A 17,804-nucleotide genomic window follows, 5' to 3' on the forward strand; every position below is an offset into this window, starting at 1 on the left:
AACAGCTATGCAGGGAGAAGATGACTTAAGGGGATTAGCCAAGATTATGGAGTTTATGAGAGCAGTCAGTATTTTATTAGTACTGATGCACTGCTATTGGTTTTGTTACGGGTTCTTCAAAGAAGAAGGGTGGACATTATCTATTATTGATAAAATATTAGGGAACTTTCAGCGGACTGCAGGACTGTTTTCACATACGCTGTATACGAAACTATTTGCTTTGGTTCTTCTGGCGTTAAGCTGTCTGGGCAGTAAGGGAGTGAAAAACGAAAAAATTACCTCGGGCAAAATCTATACAGCGCTAACGATAGGCTTTGTTTTTTTCTTTCTCAATACCCCATTACTCAGTCTGCCTGTTGAAATGGCAGCATTTTTATATATGTTCACCCTGAGTTTGGGATATATTGCCCTGCTGATGGCAGGTGTATGGATGAGCAGGCTGCTCAAAAACAGCCTAATGGATGATGTCTTTAATACTGAAAATGAAAGTTTCATGCAGGAAACCGAGCTAATGCAAAATGAGTATTCTGTCAATCTGCCAACTAAATTCTGGTACCATAAAAAACAACATAATGGCTGGATAAATATTGTAAATCCGTTTCGGGCAACCATTGTTTTAGGCACTCCGGGTTCCGGTAAATCTTATGCCATCGTAAACAATTACATCAAGCAGCAGATTGAAAAAGGTTTTTCCATGTATATCTATGATTTTAAGTTCGATGATCTCTCTACCATTGCCTATAATCATTTATTGAAGCATACGGATAAGTACAAAGTAAAGCCCAAATTCTACGTCATTAATTTTGATGATCCGCGAAAAAGCCATCGTTGCAATCCGATCAATCCCGATTTTATGACTGACATATCCGATGCTTATGAATCCGCTTATACCATTATGCTCAACTTAAACCGCTCCTGGATACAGAAGCAGGGTGATTTTTTTGTGGAAAGCCCGATTATCCTTTTGGCTGCCATCATCTGGTTTTTAAAGATTTATGATAACGGGAAATACTGCACTTTTCCTCACGCAATTGAATTATTAAATAAAAAGTATGCCGATGTATTTACCATTTTGACGACATATTCCGAACTGGAAAATTATTTGTCACCCTTTATGGATGCGTGGCAGGGAGGTGCACAAGACCAATTGCAAGGTCAGATCGCATCAGCAAAAATACCATTGTCGCGTATGATCTCCCCAAGCCTTTATTGGGTCATGACCGGTGATGATTTTTCATTGGACATCAATAATCCTAGCGAACCTAAAATCCTCTGTGTGGGCAATAATCCTGACAGGCAGAATATTTATTCCGCTGCATTGGGTTTGTACAATTCCAGAATCGTGAAACTCATTAATAAAAAAGGCCAGCTCAAAAGCTCGGTAATCATAGATGAACTGCCAACCATCTATTTTCGAGGACTGGACAATCTGATTGCCACTGCACGAAGCAATAAGGTTGCCGTTTGTTTAGGGTTTCAGGATTATTCACAATTGACCCGCGATTATGGGGATAAAGAAAGTAAGGTAATTCAAAATACAGTAGGAAATATTTTCAGTGGTCAGGTAGTGGGAGAAACAGCAAAAAGCCTTTCGGAACGTTTTGGTAAAATATTGCAGCAGCGTCAAAGTATGACTATCAATCGCAATGATAAATCAACTTCCATTTCCACACAACTGGAAAGTCTTATACCGGCCTCCAAAATATCTACCCTGACACAAGGAATGTTTGTGGGAGCCGTTTCCGATAATTTTGAGGAGCGTATCGAACAAAAGATTTTCCATGCAGAGATTGTGGTCGATAATGAGAAAGTGGCCGCGGAAACTAAAACCTACCAGAAAATCCCAGAAATACTTTCTTTTGTAAATGAACAGGGAGAAGATACGATGAAAGCCGAAATTGAGGCTAACTACAAACAAATAAAGAAGGATATTATTGAAATAGTGTCCGTTGAACTGGAACGGATTAAGAACGATCCGGACCTGCAGCATTTAATACCAAAAACAACTGATAAAAAAAGTAAAGATGAATAGAGTTTAACATTCGACATAAAGAATTTTGTATTCAATAATCGACTAAATAATTTAGAATTAATTTGATAAATAATTGCTATTTTAAAATTTATCGACGCTTCAAAATCTTAAGATTTGTTGATTAATTATTATATATTTAAGCTCTTTTAATATATAATAATTGTACTATGCCAGTAAGCCGTAAGAGAAAGATTGTAAAAAAAAATAAATCTTCTAAGAAAAAATATAAGCCTTACCAAGCAGTGACACAAAATCTTTACCGAATAGACAATCCTTTTCAAGAAGACATAAGTTTTGAGCAGAGAATAAAACCATTTTTAGAACTAGCTGAAAGATCGACTCTCGAGTTTGAAATTGAGTTTAAAAAATTGCAGGAGTATTTTAAGGACTATGATCCACTATATTTATGTTCTTTTTGCGTTTTTTATTTTATTGCTGAAAAAGAAGGCATCGATAAAGAAGCAATTGACGGGAGACTAGATTTTCATATGTTTTATTTAGAGATTCTACAGTGTTATTCCTTATATCAAGAGAGAACTCTAAGTGCAAAGCCATTAAATGAAAAAGTAGAGGATTTTAAAAAATTATTGCAAGATTTAAATCAACATCAATCGTTTGCCTATTTTAAACTTTCCGATAAAGCAGCAACTGAGGAGGAATTTGGTCCTGTCATGTTAAGACTGGAAATGATGCATCATACTCTTGCAGTTCGCAATTGGGCATATGAGGGACAAATGCAAAAAATTGCTTATGAGTTATCAGCTCGTATAAGTGCTAAGTTCGAAGATAAATTAGGATTTAATCCTGAAGTATTTCTGGATGTTTTATTTGGTCTGGCTGATCTAAGTACCAAAAAACTTAATGTGCATAAGAATAATATCCGCCCGGCAATGATGGCAAAAAACTTTAATGCAGTATTTGATGCGTATGAAAATAATATGCCTGGTGTTACCCCAATTAATGCTCTATCAAGATTGAATTTATGGGAAGAATTCGGAAAGAACCTGCAAATGTTAAAAAGCTTCTTTATAGAGCATTCGGATTTAAAACTTAAAGATATTTTTACTATTGATTTTGAGGAAATTAAAGCTTTAACAAATACTTCGCTGAGCAACGAAGATATAAGCCTAATTTTTGATCAGCTGGCATACCGTTTTGGTGACTTATCTAATATAGACAAAAACCATGTTTTTTTAAATAATCCAATTCATTCAAAACCTTTTATCAGGCTTGATGAGAATAAGTATTTTTCTGCAGTGCCATTTTTATTCTCGCATCTTGGAATTGATTTGCTTGAAACTTTTATTGTACAAGAGAAAACCCTTAAAGATCTTTATATTAAAGAAAAAGGTAAATATCTGGAAGAAAAGATAGAGAAACTTTTTAAAGATGCATTTCCTGATGCAAAAATTTTTAGTGGAAGTCTATGGACTTGCCCAACAACTAATAAAATATTTGAGAATGATCTGATAGTCCTAATTGAAGATTTCGCTATAATTGTTGAAGCTAAGTCCGGAACCGTAAGTAATCCTGCAAAACGTGGTGCGCCTGACAGATTATTTCAAACACTGAAGGATTTAGTGGTAGCACCATCTGAGCAAGCTATAAGGTTTAAAAATTACCTGCATAATAATAGAAAATTACATGTTTTTAAGACCAAATCTGGTGTAAAAAATGAGCTTGATTCCAACATGATAAATTACTATGTTCCGCTTGGAGTGACCCTGTCTAATTTAGGATCAATAGGATGTAATTTAAAGAAACTTATTGAAGCAAAAGTTGTCACACATAAATTAGAAGAATTAGCACCATCAATAAGTTTCACAGATCTTGAAGTTATCTTTGACATTCTTCCTTTACAAAGTGAGAAAGTACATTATCTTTCAAGAAGAAGGGAGTTTGAAGCCCATGTTGACTTTCAAGGTGATGAGCTTGATTTATTTGGTTTTTATTTAAAAAACGGTTTTAACATAGGTGAAGATGAGTACAATAACTCCACCTATTTGAATCTTACTTTATTATCTAAAGAGCTCGACCCCTATATGATCGCAAAAGGAAGAGGAAAACAAGTAAAAAAACCTTTTTTGCAAAAAACACAGTATTGGTCAGACATTCTTAATTATATCAATAGCAATGGTAATAATTGGCTGGTGGCATCCTTTATTTTATTAAACTTACCAAAACAAGATCAATTACTATTTGAAAAAAAATTAAATGAACTGAAAAGTATGATAGTAAGAGGCAAAATGAGCAAACCACATAATTGGGTAAGCCTTACCTGCGGGCCCGAAAGAAGACAATATGCAATAGTCGGTTATCCATATAAAGATATTGACACTGCCACGAGGAATGATGTGTTAGACCAGATATTAGAACTGGAAAGTAAAGAGAATTTACGTGGAGTCGTTGTTTTAGGTTTTAATCTTAATAATCCAAATTATCCTTATTCCTTTATTGCAGGAAATTTAGAAACGAATTTGTTTGATAAACTGGATCTGACAGATAATTAGTACTGCAATCAGGAGATTTTCAGTTTCTGAATAGGCTGTGATGTCTGATCATCTTGCAGTTTTTGTTCAGGATCTTCTACTTGTTGTTCCGGAGTAATGGATAATTGAATTTTTCGATCCAGAGCTGCTAATTCTATTTTTAACTCGCTTAGCGTATTATCTTTAGTCCACACACTATTTACAACTTCCTGAAGTACAGGAATATCTTTTTCAATGGCGTTAATCTTCTTTTGTTCCTGTTGGATTAATCCGGGTATTTTTTCCAATGCATTTAAAAAATTTCCGGCAGCCAATTTGTGATCAGTCGCAATTTGTCCATTGTTGTAGGTGTATTTTATATTTCCTTCTCCCTGAATAAAGAAACGGTTGTCACGGATGTCCATCCCTTCTTTTTGTGTCATTTCCGTTTTTACCAAAAGTGTAAAGCCGTACAAAGTGCCGATTTCTTCATACTGTCCTTCGGTACGCGTTTTATTAGCCAGTAGATGAAGTTTTTCACCAATCTGTTTTACATCTGCATTTAGAGGTAATCCAATCAGTTCAATAGGGTTTAGTACTGTATCTTCCTTATCTCTTCGGATGCGTTTTTGAAGGTTCTGCCAGTCCACAGAAAATCTTTCAACCATCGATTTTCCAGTTTCAACTGTTGCCATATAATCTTCGAGTTTATATCTTGACATGGATTTGGAACGGGTAAAAGCCTGTTTTTCGTTTTCAAGTGATGTAATTTTTTTTTCCAATTTGGCTTTCTCCAGCAAATCGGTATTACCTGAGAGTATGGCAACATATTCTGAGAAATTCATTCCTGATTTTTCATCAATACCTCCTTCGTCTATGGTACGCTTACTAAGGCTGTTGTTTTTTAGTTGATCAATAAACAGCTGTTTATTATACAACAGGTTAAATTTATAGCTGTCCAAAGACTTTTCGACGGCGTAAATAATCACATCGACTTTATTATCTGCGAAGAATTTTGCAATTTCATTGCCCTTACGGATAGCCCTGCCGTCCCGCTGGGCTAAATCGCTTGGTCGCCACGGCGTGTCCAGATGGTGTACCGCTACAGCTCGTTTCTGGGCATTGACTCCGGTTCCCAGCATATCGGTTGATCCGAAGAGTATCCTGATTTTTCCTTCGTTCATCATGCTGATGAATTCCTTACGCATCTTGTCGGTTTTCGCCTCCTGGATAAAACGTATTTCATTGGCAGGAATGCCGTGGTCTTGTGCCAGCTTGCGTTTAATTTCCGAATACACATTCCACTCAGTGGGTTTGTAGGTGCCTAAATCAGAAAATACAAACTGGGTTGCCTTTTGAGCATTAAAACGAAAATAATATTCGGCCAGCTTTGCCGCACAATGGGAAACTTTGTTATCGGGATGGTCATCATACTTCTGACTGATCATCCGCATATCCAGTGACATTTTGCGGGCATAGTCCGTGGCAATCAACATTTTCGCTTTCTCTTCACTTTGTGACAATGGAGCGCGTCCAAGCAATGTTGCGTTTCCCGATTTAGCAAACTCCATCAGGTTTTTGATAAAGATTTCCTGCTGTGGTGTTGGTGGTATATTGTGCAGTATCTCTTTCTTTTTCGGGCGGTCGATGCCAATGTCTTTCGCAGTACGATAATCTGTAATCTCCGAGTAAAACTGAGCCAGTTCAGGCACTTTAATAAAATAGCGGAACCGTTCTTTCTGAACGATATTATTGGCTACCGAAAACTCATAATCGGTAGTTTTTCTTGTGTATATAGCTGCCCAAGCATCAAAACAATTAATGCCCTGTTTTTCCAATGCATGCGGGCGAAGATATTTGAACAAAAGATACAATTCAGTAAGCGAATTACTAATGGTGGTCCCGGAAAGAAAAGTAGCCCCTAAATCTTTTCCGCTTCGTTCCTGAATGGTTCGAATGGCAAACAGCAGGTTCAACGCCTTTTGGCTTCCCTGCATATTACCCAATCCCGCAACACGATCGTGGCGGGTATTGAACATCAGGTTCTTGAAACGGTGGCTTTCATCCACCAATAAATGATCGATGCCCATCATCTTAAAATCGACCACATCATCCTTGCGGTTTTCAATATCGTGCTGCAGGGTCTTTAGCCTGACTTCCAAATTTTGTTTTCGTACGATAACACCCTTGAGCATCGCGCGGGATACTTCTTTGCCCTGGGATTCAAGAGCCGATAAATTTTCTTCAACACTATCGAGTTCCGTCTGTAATATCTCTTTTTGCATTTCAGGCGATTGCGGGATCATCCCGAATTGGTCATGGGTCAGGATAATACAATCCCAGTCATTGTTTTTAATCTCCCCGAAAATACGCAGTCGTTTTTGAGGTGTAAAATCCTCTTTGCCTGGATATAATATTTTAGCATGGGGATAGGCTTTTCGATAGGTTTCCGCGATTTCATGAACATTGGCTTTCAGCCCAATAATCATGGGTTTATGTGCCAGTGCCAGACGTTTCATTTCCTGGGCGGCTGTACACATAATGAGCGTTTTTCCGGCACCGACTTCATGATCGCATATCGCTCCGCCGCTCAGTTTGATCATCCATACTGCATCTTTCTGGCTGGAGTACAGGTCTTCAATCCCCAATGCCTTTCTGTCGAGTCCGGGAAAGTCCTGATGGCTGCCATTGTATTGTGGACGGACAAAACAATTAAAGGTATCATTGTACTTATCGGTCAGGCGTTTTTTAAATTCATCATTCTGAGCATACAGCCACTGGGAAAACGCTTTACGGATTTCATCAATCTTGGTATTAGCCATCTGGATAGCTTCCATATCCCGTACTTTTATCTCTTGGTCACCATGCATTACTTTTTTGGTAATATCAGGGGTGGTATTAACCAGACCATGTTTAAGCAGCGTAATTCCATCATAAGACCGGCTTTGCGATTTTATAGCATATTTCTCGGTAATATGTATATTTTTGGTATCACATTTAATTGAGAAATTATCTGTATTCTCGTTATAATAAATGCGAACATCCGTATTAAACATATGCGAAGCAAAATGATTGTAGATTCCTGTTGGTATCCAGCGCTCGCCTAAATTAAAATCCAGTTCTTCAAATTCAATACGTCTGGGAAAGGCCTGTTCAAGAGCGTGAAGGCTTTCTCTGGTTTGGGTATCGTCTGGGTTTAGCTCTACATAGTTTTGTATTGCCTGGGCTTTTTCAACTACATTTCCTGCAATCCACCGTTCTGCTATTTCATATTCTTTTTCCAAAGGATTATAGAAAATACGTCCGTGAAGTGCCTCTTTCAGATTATCAGTCGATAACCCGCTGATCTGCGACATATAATCCAAACGGGTTGCTCCATATTTGTTAAGCGATGCTGCTAATGCCTCATCAGGATTATCTGTTGTCATGGCAGTGATTGAAAAGCTGACCGGATGATGGAAGATATCCGATTTGTGGACCACACCGCCAACTACACGTTCCAGATATGGAATTTCATTTCCGGCACTGTCTGTCTTGATGAGTTGGATGTTTTCGGCACTGTTCAGGTTTCCATATCTCTTCACAAAGGCATCATAGAAACGGTTTAATATTTCTCTTTCCTGTTTGTGTTCGGTTTGTTTTTGAGTTTCTTTCTCATACAATTCCTGATAAGCATCACGCACGTTGATATAGGATTCTGCCCTTATTTTTTGAATTGGTGCAAGGGTAAGGGGATGAAAGAATGCTTTTTGTTCTTCCGGATTTATATCTTTCAGATAGCCTACATACCCGTTGTGAAGCACCAGACATTCATTTCTATAAAAAGACTTCAATTTGTCTTGATAAATACTTACTTCGGTAATAGGTAAAGTTTTTAGTTCACCAGTATCAGAGAATAAATCCCCCATTATCTGTTTATTTTCACTATTGTGTACTTTTTGAACTGATGGCGTAGTTTCATTTTGTCTGATGGGTAAATCGAATAAGTTTCCCTGTCGAACCGGTGGAACTATTTTGCGTTTAGATTGAGGAAAATTTTTCTTTTTTTGAGGTATGCTTTTTATTGCAGGAGTATTTTCATAGAAGTTAAACAGGCTCAATTGTGAAGCTGCTGAAAAGTCATTTGGGGTTACAGATTGGATTTTATCCTGTTTCTCTTTTTCAATATCAATTATTGGTATTATGGGTTCAGATATATGAATCGTAGAAGTAATGTCTGCCTTATTTATTCTATTATATAAGTTAAAATCCAAATTATTGGAGAGATCATCAGAGAGCATATTTTTTAAATCTTTTGCGATTCCTTCCACGCCATCCTTATGCTCATAAATCCACGAGGGTTTACCATATTGATTGGTTCCTTCATACAATGAAGTATGTACGATACGCTGTCCCTTTGCAAAAAGCAGGTTATTGGTGATATTCTCAGAAGTGATATAGGCTTTGCAGAATTGCTGCTCGATTTGGGAAAGCCCTGATTTAGACTTGTTTTTTTGCAGTACAATCAAATCACTCCCAACTTCGGTACCGGCATAATCGGTGAACAAATTATTGGGTAAACGGATAGCTGAAACCAGATTACAGCTTTGCATCAAAGCCTCACGTATTGGTTCATTTTTGGCACTGTTAAGAATCCCTTGTGAGGTAATAAATACTAGTACGCCACCGTCACGGAGCATATCTACTGATTTTATAAAGAAATAATTGTGAATGCTTCGCGCAGCCTGCACGCGGGCAGTTTCTTTACTTCGTACAAAAGAAAGGTCAAAAACTGATGTATCCCCAAAAGGAATATTACTGGCAATGACATCATAGGTTTCTTTCCCGCTGTCTGGGATTTCTTCAAATCCGGCAACCCTGATGTTATTATCAGGATAAAGTTTTTTTAGTATTTTTCCTGTGAGTAAGTCTTTTTCGTACGCTGCTATATGTGATATACCTTCATTCTTAAAGGCTTCAATAAAGGATCCCGTTCCTGCAGATGGTTCCAGGAAGCGCTCTATAGGAATTTGGTTTTCCTGAAAGGAATTTGCAATGGTATCAATGATTGCAGGCGGGGTGTAAAAAGCCGTCAGGACGGAAGCTTTTATACTGTCTAGATAACGATGGTATTGTTTTTCATCTAGGGCATTTTCACGTAAAACCTGATGAAGTTTCTGGGTAAGTGCAAATAAATCCTGTTCAGATTTTACCCAGCGGTCAATATCATCTGCCTTATCGGCCGGATTGAGGACAAATTTAAGACCACCGAAACCACTATATTTCATGAGCAATTGGCGCTCGTTTTCAGCAGCTTGGCGTTTTTCTTTCTCCAGCAGGAAAACAAGCTGCAACGCCTCAATATTCTTCTTTAAATGTTCTCTTTTATTGAAGCCCATTATCTTCTATCCAGATTTGAATAGTGCCGGTGAGTTCGGTGTATAGCAGTTCAAATTCAGGGCTGTCCGCAAAGTCATCCGTAAGTTGGTATTGTTCAAATACAGGGATGCTGACAGGGAGCATTTTTAAGGCAAATGGTCTTAATTCCTCATCAGCCATGATCGTGTCGAACTCGTTGCAGACCACTTTAAAAACAGTGTCGAATTTGGAGAAGTGTAATCCTTCAAATAATACATATTGGGCAATCTCATTGCACTGCTCAATTGTATTACCTGCTATAAAAGCATCATTGTAGACTTTAGCAGCTAATTGTCCACGTCGTTCAATAAATTCTTTGTCTGTGGATAACTCAGGAAAACTGCTGTTGAGCAATTCCTTTAATCGTAGTGCGTAATAGGATATTTTATTCTCTGCCGCCATAAATAATGAGTATTAGGGATGGTAAATTTACTTTATTAAAACAAAAGCAAAAATATAACGAAGGAGGCTTTTCAATATTTTTAAGGCATTATTTGACTGGTAACGGCTTTAATTGACTGGTTTAAATGGTAGCAAAGGAAGCACTAGCTTTCTCTTTGCTAATTTTTTTTATGCGCAGTTATTAAATAAAAATGATTGTAAACGATTTAACTTTGCCGTTTTTTTGTAAGTGTTCTTCTTTTAATTCTTCCTAATTTGCAACTTGGAACAGAATATTTAAATGCATGATTTTTTATGAAAATGAACTTTTTATCCTGTCAATCAGCAATAGCATTATATCTTTAGAATTCAAGTCTAAAACAATTATTAATCTTTCAGCTGCGCAGAATATTGTTGCGACAAGATTACAATTACAGGCGAAAAAAGTCTACCCTTTATTTTTAGATATGAGAGGTGTAACAGATTCTGACAAAGCAGGCCGTGATTATTTAGCCCAATACGGTTTTATGCTCACCAAAGCCGTAGTTATCGTTGTTAATCCAGGAGTTTCATCAGTCATAACGTCTTTTTATCTTAAAAGGTATACAGCTGAAGTTCCGGTTAAAGTCTTTACAGAAAAATTAAAGGCGATGGAATTTTTAAATACATTCATATAGCTCATAAATCTCTGCATGGATTCTCAATTTCTGGATATGGAAAGGGAAATAGATCAACAGCGAATGAGAAACATATACCATATGCTTCTGGAGATGTCAGTAGGTAATTTTACGTACCGTATACCTCGTACCGAAAATGACGATGATTTAGAGGGATTAGCGGTTCTGATCAATATGTTAGCAGAAGAAATGAAAGAGTCAATCTTCCCTGATGGATACATCAATAAAAACCACATCCACAATCACATAACTGAAACCAAAGAAGATTATAAAGCTTTGATCAAATCTTTACCCAAAAATTCAGATGTTATAATTCGATCATTGGAAGCCCGCCTGATTCAGAATGTTTACGATTACATTATAGGACATTTGGATTCCCCATTGCCGTCCTTAAAGGAATTATCACAAATTTTCGGCATCAATGAATTCAAATTGAAGCAGAGCTTTAGGGAATTATTCAGGACAAGTATATACCAGTTTTATAATGAACAGCGACTTAAAAAAGCACATCTCTTAATAGAACAAAGTGTTCTGCCTTTAAAAGAAATAGCCTACATAAGCGGTTTTTCAACCTATGCTAATTTTTCAAAATCATTTAAGAAAAAATTTGATTATGCCCCCAACCGCGTAAAGAGGCAAGCAAGAACATATAAATAAGATTTTCTTTTAAAAAACTATAGTCATGGTCTTTGCTGTCCGTTTTTGACATACGATTATCCTGAATTGACAAGTGTTATTTATTTGTTTTATAGAATTTTACATCACAAATTCTCAATAACCTTTATCATGAAATTTAGCCAGCGTTATAAGTATATTTTTGTAGAAGTAGTCTGTTTTCTATATATACTGCTATTTGTTTATGCAGCGGTAAGTAAATTACTTGACTTTGAGAACTTCCGTGTGCAGCTAGGGCAATCTCCTTTATTAAGTGCTTTTGCAGGTTCGATTGCATGGCTAGTGCCAATACTAGAATTGCTTATCTCCTTACTGCTTGTTTTAAAAAGATGGAGATTAATCGGTCTTTTTGCAGCCCTTAGTTTGATGGTTATGTTTACCGCATACATTTATATAATTTTAAATTACAGTTCTTTTATTCCGTGCTCTTGTGGAGGAATTCTTGAAAAGTTAGGATGGAGGGAGCATCTTTTTTTTAATTTAGTTTTCATAATTCTGGCAGCAGCGGATATTCTGATACTAGCCGGGATGGTGCCAAAACCTCATCTTATTTCAAAACCTGCCGTACTAGTCAGTGCTTTTTCTCTGTCTTTTTTGATTAGTTTTGGTATAGTTGGTGTGCTATTTAAGTTATCCGAAGATATCATAGACCATCGGAATAATTTTGTACGTCGTTTTCCTGGTCGTGCCGTAAAATTGCATGAAATTGATCTTAAGGTTAATTCTTATTATTTTGCAGGTTTTACTGACGACAAAATATATTTAGGTAATCAAACAGCACCTCTTTTGGTTATTGCTCTGGATACCGTTTTGCAAAAAAGAAGTGAATTTAAGATTCATCTTAATCGGACCGATTTTCAATTCCAGTCTACTCAGCTTCGAATTTCACCTCCTGATTTTTATCTCATAGACGGTTCTGTTCCCGTAGTGTATAAAGGTCAGGTTAAGGATTGGAAGGCCTATATGAAATGGAATGGAACTCCAACTTTTTCTCACTATGAGCTTATTGATTCGCTCACCTTAGCATTTCGCTCTAATAGCAATACAAACGGTGAAAGCATATTAGGATCTCTGCACTTTGGAAATGAACCCAAAGTACATTTAAATCCAAATCTATTACAAAAACAGATCGATGGAATTTTTGATGTAGATGGCGTACTTCATTATGACAAATCACTTCACAAACTGGTATACACTTATCTGTATCGTAATGAGTTTATTGTAGCAGATCATGAGCTTAATCTTACCTATCGAGGAAAAACAATTGATACCATTAGTAAAGCTCAAATTAAAGTTGTTGAGGTTACAAGCAGAAAAGAACGGAAACTGGCGGCACCTCCTTTGATAGTCAATAAAGCAAGCGCTGTTTGTAAAAATTTATTGTTTGTGAATTCCGTATTGCCGGGGAAATATGAACCTGCTGAAATGTGGAAAGAAGCCAGTGTTATTGACATTTATGATCTTAACACCAATTATTATAAGGGCAGCTTCTATATCTACCATATCAAAAATGAAAAGCTCAAGAACTTTTTTGTACTTGATAATAATTTTTACGGGTTTATTGGCAAATATTTAGTCCATTACAAATTAAGCAAGGGACTTACAAATTCATATCAAAATAAAAAATAGAATTCAATGATGAAAATATACTGCAGTGTCAGGGAAAAGATCGAAAACCTGTAAAAGAGTAGATCGCTAACATTTAAATTAGAAATCATGAAAACAAAATTTGCAAAACAGGTTTTACCTGTTGCCGTATTCGTTCTTGCGATAGCAGGAGCTTTTACAACCAATGCCATGACTGAGCGCTCTAAAACCGCGGCGCCAATTCAAGGGTATCTTAAATTGAATGAACAGGGAAATTCTTGTGAAGAGCAGAATGACGAATGTTCAACAGTTAACAATGGAGTCGTTTGTACAGTCGATTTAAATCCGTCTGGTGCTCAATTATTTGGCAAAAATTCAGCTGGGGATTGTGTACGTACTATTTACCATCCATAGTTATCTTCCTTTTAGGAAAGGCAATGCAGCTCCAAAAGGAACTGCATTGTTTTTTTAAAGAGGTTATTTTTTTAAAACCATACGGGTTTTTAATTTTCTTTTAAGTAATAATCGAACCATTCTTCTATCCGCTCAGTGAGGTCTTTTTGATATTTTTTGTTCATTAACACATGATCCTCTCCGGGATAAAGCAACATCGTATTTATTTTACCAAGACGTCGGAGTGCTAAATGAAATTCAATAGTCTGATAATAATGCACCTGTGCATCCTGTTCGCCTGCCCATGATAATAGCGGGGTATTTACTTTGTGAGCATGAAATATAGGAGAATTTCTCAGATATCCTTCATAATTTTCATACAAGGATTTTCCCATTCTGAGCTGCCCGAATTCATAATGCCAAAAATTAGGTTTTTCAAACCCCCACGTGATCCACAAATAACTGCTGACATAATCGTTAATAGCTGCACCAGCTACTGCTGCTGCAAACATATTGCTTTGGGTGATGATATAATCCGTTTCAAATCCGCCGTAGGAATGACCCGTAATACCTATGCGGGTTCTGTCAATAGCTTCACTGGCGATGATTTTTTTTGTAGCAGAGACCACACAATCTACAGCTGATTGTCCCGGATTTCCAAGTTCATAAACAATATCAGGCAAAAAAACAAAGTATCCGTTTGAGGTAAAATTGGTAATATTAAATCCTGTGGGGTTGTTCTGCGACGGATTTACATATTTGTATAATTCCTTAGACTGCCTTTCGTATACATGTACAACCATAGGATATTTTGTATCATTTTGATAATTAGCAGGAAAGAATAGAACGCCATTTAAAACGGTGCCTTTGGAATTAGTATAGCTGATCAGTTTGGAATGTCCCCAATGGTATTTGAAATGCTGTTGATTGCTTTGAAAAAGTATTTTTTCTTTTGAATTAGAATTTTCTTTAATGATTAACCTGGGCGGTAAATCATAATTTTCTTCCCTGTAAACATAACTGCCATTCTTTGATGATGGGATAAATTGACTGGTGTGCATATTTTTGTCAAGCAAAGACCGTACACCGTATTTCTTATCCCAAAAGCAATAGCCTGTATGATCTATTGCTTCGGTTTTGATTAGTAACCTTTCGTTTGCCCCAAATAGTCCTTTATAATTACCGTCGTAATTCATTTTTTTAGATTGCTCTTTTGATTGGGAAACTATTCTATAGGTCGTTTTATTTTCACGTCCTTTGGTCAATCGAAGTGCACTTGATCCATCTATGGCAATACTCCATATATCATACTTGTCATAAACAAAAAGTGTTTTACTTTCCTGTATCCATCCCGGATTTCCGAAAGGACTCGATTCTTCAGGCCAGTCAGTTTCTTCATCTGAAAAATACACACCGAGATCTTTGGTAAGGTTTTTATGTAGGCCACTCTCTATATCATATACCCACCAATTTTTATCTTTAAAATAGGCAAGCTGTTTTCCGTATATGGAAACAGTAGTTCCAGTTTCACCGCCTAATTGATTTTGTAGCACTAATTCCCGCTTTTCGGTTTGTAGATCCAATATATAAATATCCAGCGGAGCTTCTCGGTTTGCTTGTGGTTCATAGTGCTGTGGATTGTAGAGGAACGCGTATTTTTGCTCTCCGCTTAACATCATTTTCGGGTATTCATTGTCCGTAATGCGATTAAACTTATTCTCCAATGGCCACCATACCGCTACTTTTGCGATTCTGTCCCAACCTTCATTTTGCACTTTGGCAGTATATAGAAACTTATCCTGTGCGTTCCAAATTTGCGTTTGTGCGGTATCAATAGAAGTAAGCGGCTTTTGCAAACCAAAAAATATTCTTTTCCCATCCTCAGAAATGCTAAGATTTGCAAAAGAGGAGGAGATAATTTTCATATCTACGGGAAAATTATCTTGTGTTACCGGATTGAAAGTATATAATTTACGATCTGCTATGGTATAGTATCTGACATTGGTGTGGGTTGTTTTTTCTTTATCATCCAAAGGCCGCTCCAAAAATGCCAATGAATTTCCGTTCTTTTGCCAGACCAAATCAGAAAATGCAAAGTCTGTATTTGTACTGGCAATGGTAGTGACAGCGTTATCATACAAATTTAGCAGGGCAATTGTTGTAATATTGTCAACTTTTGCGCTGTATGCTACTGCATTAGCTTGTGCATTATACCAATAATGATCAACATTATTTGTAATAACAGATTTACCATTAGCTACGTTTTTTAGTTCTAATTGTTTTTTTCCGGCGTTTCCTTTCTTCAAGATTATTAGATTTCTGGGATCTGCGCCTAAATCGTATCGGAGTGCTCCTTGTATAATTTCCTGTTTGGAAGTAAGTAAGTCAACAATTTTCAGCTCTTCCTTTGAGCTCATCATTAAAAACCAGTTCTCTGCGATAAATTCACCTTTACTTGCACCGGGAAAGTTATAGGTCTTTGTTTGTTTACTGTTCTTAACAAACAAAGTATCTATGCCACTTTGATAATGAAGATTAAAACTTACCCATTTTCCATTTTCAGAAAGTTTATCAGTGTTGAGATATGCCCATAATGAATAATCATTTACGGTAAGTTCTTTTTTAGAATTGTTTTGACTTAATAGGGTGAATGGAACGAAAAATATAACCAAAATTAAAAAGAAGGTTATTATTTTGTGTCCAGATGCAACGCAATTATTTATATCATATTTTTTGTGATGGGATTTCATTTTAATTACCGGGGTTTTGTGGATTTAGATTGGGATTGAGTATGAGTTCTGACTCCGGTAACGGTAGTAATCTATCTGTTGGATTCCATCCTGCTTTGACAGGAGTTAGCGCCCCGTCCAAAAGATTTGCTCTTTTTAAATCGAAAAATCGATTTCCCTGTTCCGTGAAAAACTCTACTCTACGCTCTTGTAGGATGGCATTAAGGATATCTTGTTTGCTTACAGCGGTAGTACCTGAAAGTCCTGCTGTAGTTCTGATTTTATCCAAATCTTCCTTCGCTCCTGTAAGATCTCCTTGCTCAGCACGCGCTTCGGCACGAATCAGGTATTGCTCTGCCAAACGAAATACAATGGAATATTCTAAAGAACTTGGAGTCTTTGATTTTTGTTTGTATTTATTGACGTGATACCATTTGTCTGTACCTTTAGTGATCGCTTTTACCCAATGTACTTTGCGCTGATCTCCCGTCTCAAATGAATTTATGAGTTGAGAACTTAAGCCAGTAAGTGACGGTGGTCCAGCGTTGAATATAAATGTTTCGCCCTCCTGAGTGTTTTGTCCACTGGTGCGTGGTATAAACTGCCAAATTGTTGTGGTGCTTGCTTTAAGAAATATGGCATCCAGATTGGTCTCCCAAACATAGGTCTGTGTATTATTAATTAGGTATGAAGCAGCATTGGAAGCTTCTGACCATTTTTTGTTATAAAGGTACACTCGCGCCAGCAATGCCATTGCTACCGATTTATTGGGACGGATACGGTCGCTGGAAATATAGGCATCGGGTAAGAAGGACACCGCCAATTCCAAATCACTGATAATATGGGAATACAACTCGGCAGAGGGGATTCTGTATACTACTTTATTTTGCTGATAATTGGTGGTGATAATATAAGGGACATCGCCGTACAGGTTTTGAAGATAGAAATGCATTAATGATCTTACAAATAGTGCTTCTCCGGTCAATTGTTTTATATCTGTTTGATTCAACACTGTCGAAGCGTTTACTCCCTCAATAATCGCATTGGCCGCATAAATCTGATTGTAACTGGTGCTCCACCAGTTAAAAACTTCTGCATTGGATGGCAGGATCGCATTGTTATAAAAATCACGGGTTTTACCGGTAATACTTCCATAATACACCAGTTCATCTGTGTAGTTGCCCATTTGATTGGACAAACCCGAAAGATTACCGCTAAGAATACCGGAATCTCTCATTTTTGCATATATACTCGCCATAGCAGCATTTGCGGTAGCCTTATCTTCAAAAACGGCACTGGCAGTAAGTTGAGAAGTAGGAAGATCAACTTCGACAAAACTATCACAACCATGCACAAGAAGCATGCAGAGTACGAGTAATCCAATAAGAAAGTTATGGTTTACTGTTTCTATTTTATGCTGTTGCATAAATCGAAAAACTAATTTTTTTTTCATGATTTTTGAATT

At 36.9% G+C, this 17,804-nt stretch carries 10 protein-coding genes; 6 read left to right on the top strand and 4 right to left on the bottom strand.

Translation table 11 applies throughout. The features are described 5' to 3' along the window. Nucleotides 1-7 precede the first annotated feature (7 nt). Together mobC and SHI72_RS06780 are read left to right on the top strand one after the other, a co-directional pair. Nucleotides 8-2,032 (top strand): conjugal transfer protein MobC, encoded by a 2,025-nt coding sequence (gene mobC / locus SHI72_RS06775; protein WP_323489465.1) that lies wholly within the window; start codon nt 8-10, stop codon nt 2,030-2,032. A gap of 167 nt (nt 2,033-2,199) precedes the next feature. Next, nucleotides 2,200-4,542 carry a hypothetical protein gene (locus SHI72_RS06780; protein WP_323489466.1) on the top strand — a complete coding sequence of 781 codons (2,343 nt, stop codon included), beginning with the start codon at nt 2,200-2,202 and terminating at the stop codon, nt 4,540-4,542. 8 nt (nt 4,543-4,550) lie between these two features. On the opposite strand, the gene SHI72_RS06785 is transcribed toward SHI72_RS06780, so the two are convergent. Together SHI72_RS06785 and SHI72_RS06790 are read right to left on the bottom strand one after the other, a co-directional pair. After that, nucleotides 4,551-9,878 carry an N-6 DNA methylase gene (locus SHI72_RS06785; RefSeq protein WP_323489467.1) on the bottom strand — a complete coding sequence of 1,776 codons (5,328 nt, stop codon included), beginning with the start codon at nt 9,876-9,878 and terminating at the stop codon, nt 4,551-4,553. Further along, nucleotides 9,865-10,299: a DUF1896 domain-containing protein gene (locus SHI72_RS06790; protein ID WP_323489468.1), complete on the bottom strand. Its 435-nt coding sequence runs from the start codon at nt 10,297-10,299 to the stop codon at nt 9,865-9,867. The genes SHI72_RS06785 and SHI72_RS06790 overlap by 14 nt, the downstream gene beginning before the upstream one ends. A gap of 284 nt (nt 10,300-10,583) precedes the next feature. Between SHI72_RS06790 and SHI72_RS06795 the strand changes: the two genes are divergently transcribed. The 4 genes from SHI72_RS06795 (at nt 10,584) to SHI72_RS06810 (ending at nt 13,631) form a co-directional block, all read left to right on the top strand. After that, nucleotides 10,584-10,955, top strand: a complete 372-nt coding sequence (locus SHI72_RS06795; RefSeq protein WP_323489469.1) for a hypothetical protein — start codon at nt 10,584-10,586, stop codon at nt 10,953-10,955. 15 nt (nt 10,956-10,970) lie between these two features. Then, a complete protein-coding gene (locus SHI72_RS06800; RefSeq protein WP_323489470.1) occupies nt 10,971-11,612 on the top strand; it encodes an AraC family transcriptional regulator in 642 nt (213 codons plus the stop codon). 129 nt (nt 11,613-11,741) lie between these two features. Next, nucleotides 11,742-13,259: a MauE/DoxX family redox-associated membrane protein gene (locus SHI72_RS06805; RefSeq protein ID WP_323489471.1), complete on the top strand. Its 1,518-nt coding sequence runs from the start codon at nt 11,742-11,744 to the stop codon at nt 13,257-13,259. An 87-nt stretch (nt 13,260-13,346) separates the two neighbouring features. Beyond that, the gene (locus SHI72_RS06810; protein WP_180908119.1) at nt 13,347-13,631 is read left to right on the top strand and encodes a DUF6520 family protein; all 285 of its coding nucleotides are present in this window, start codon (nt 13,347-13,349) and stop codon (nt 13,629-13,631) included. Nucleotides 13,632-13,720: 89 nt separating this feature from the next. Here SHI72_RS06810 and SHI72_RS06815 read toward each other — a convergent pair whose 3' ends face one another. Continuing rightward, a complete protein-coding gene (locus SHI72_RS06815) occupies nt 13,721-16,360 on the bottom strand; it encodes a S9 family peptidase (protein WP_323489472.1) in 2,640 nt (879 codons plus the stop codon). A 1-nt stretch (nt 16,361) separates the two neighbouring features. Continuing rightward, entirely contained in the window at nt 16,362-17,792 is a 1,431-nt protein-coding gene (locus SHI72_RS06820; protein WP_323489473.1) for a RagB/SusD family nutrient uptake outer membrane protein, read from the bottom strand. Nucleotides 17,793-17,804 lie beyond the last annotated feature (12 nt).

It is taken from the genome of Flavobacterium sp. PL02 (assembly GCF_035013205.1).
In the GTDB taxonomy this organism is placed as follows: domain Bacteria; phylum Bacteroidota; class Bacteroidia; order Flavobacteriales; family Flavobacteriaceae; genus Flavobacterium.

Excerpts from the sequence above, each read along its gene's own strand:
- SHI72_RS06820 (WP_323489473.1), bottom strand. The coding sequence starts at position 17,792 with ATGAAAAAAAAATTAGTTTTTCGATTTATGCAACAGCATAAAATAGAA.
- SHI72_RS06790 (WP_323489468.1), bottom strand. The coding sequence starts at position 10,299 with ATGGCGGCAGAGAATAAAATATCCTATTACGCACTACGATTAAAGGAA.
- SHI72_RS06805 (WP_323489471.1), top strand. The coding sequence starts at position 11,742 with ATGAAATTTAGCCAGCGTTATAAGTATATTTTTGTAGAAGTAGTCTGT.
- SHI72_RS06785 (WP_323489467.1), bottom strand. The coding sequence starts at position 9,878 with ATGGGCTTCAATAAAAGAGAACATTTAAAGAAGAATATTGAGGCGTTG.
- SHI72_RS06800 (WP_323489470.1), top strand. The coding sequence starts at position 10,971 with ATGGATTCTCAATTTCTGGATATGGAAAGGGAAATAGATCAACAGCGA.
- SHI72_RS06795 (WP_323489469.1), top strand. The coding sequence starts at position 10,584 with ATGATTTTTTATGAAAATGAACTTTTTATCCTGTCAATCAGCAATAGC.
- SHI72_RS06810 (WP_180908119.1), top strand. The coding sequence starts at position 13,347 with ATGAAAACAAAATTTGCAAAACAGGTTTTACCTGTTGCCGTATTCGTT.
- SHI72_RS06780 (WP_323489466.1), top strand. The coding sequence starts at position 2,200 with ATGCCAGTAAGCCGTAAGAGAAAGATTGTAAAAAAAAATAAATCTTCT.
- mobC (WP_323489465.1), top strand. The coding sequence starts at position 8 with ATGCAGGGAGAAGATGACTTAAGGGGATTAGCCAAGATTATGGAGTTT.
- SHI72_RS06815 (WP_323489472.1), bottom strand. The coding sequence starts at position 16,360 with ATGAAATCCCATCACAAAAAATATGATATAAATAATTGCGTTGCATCT.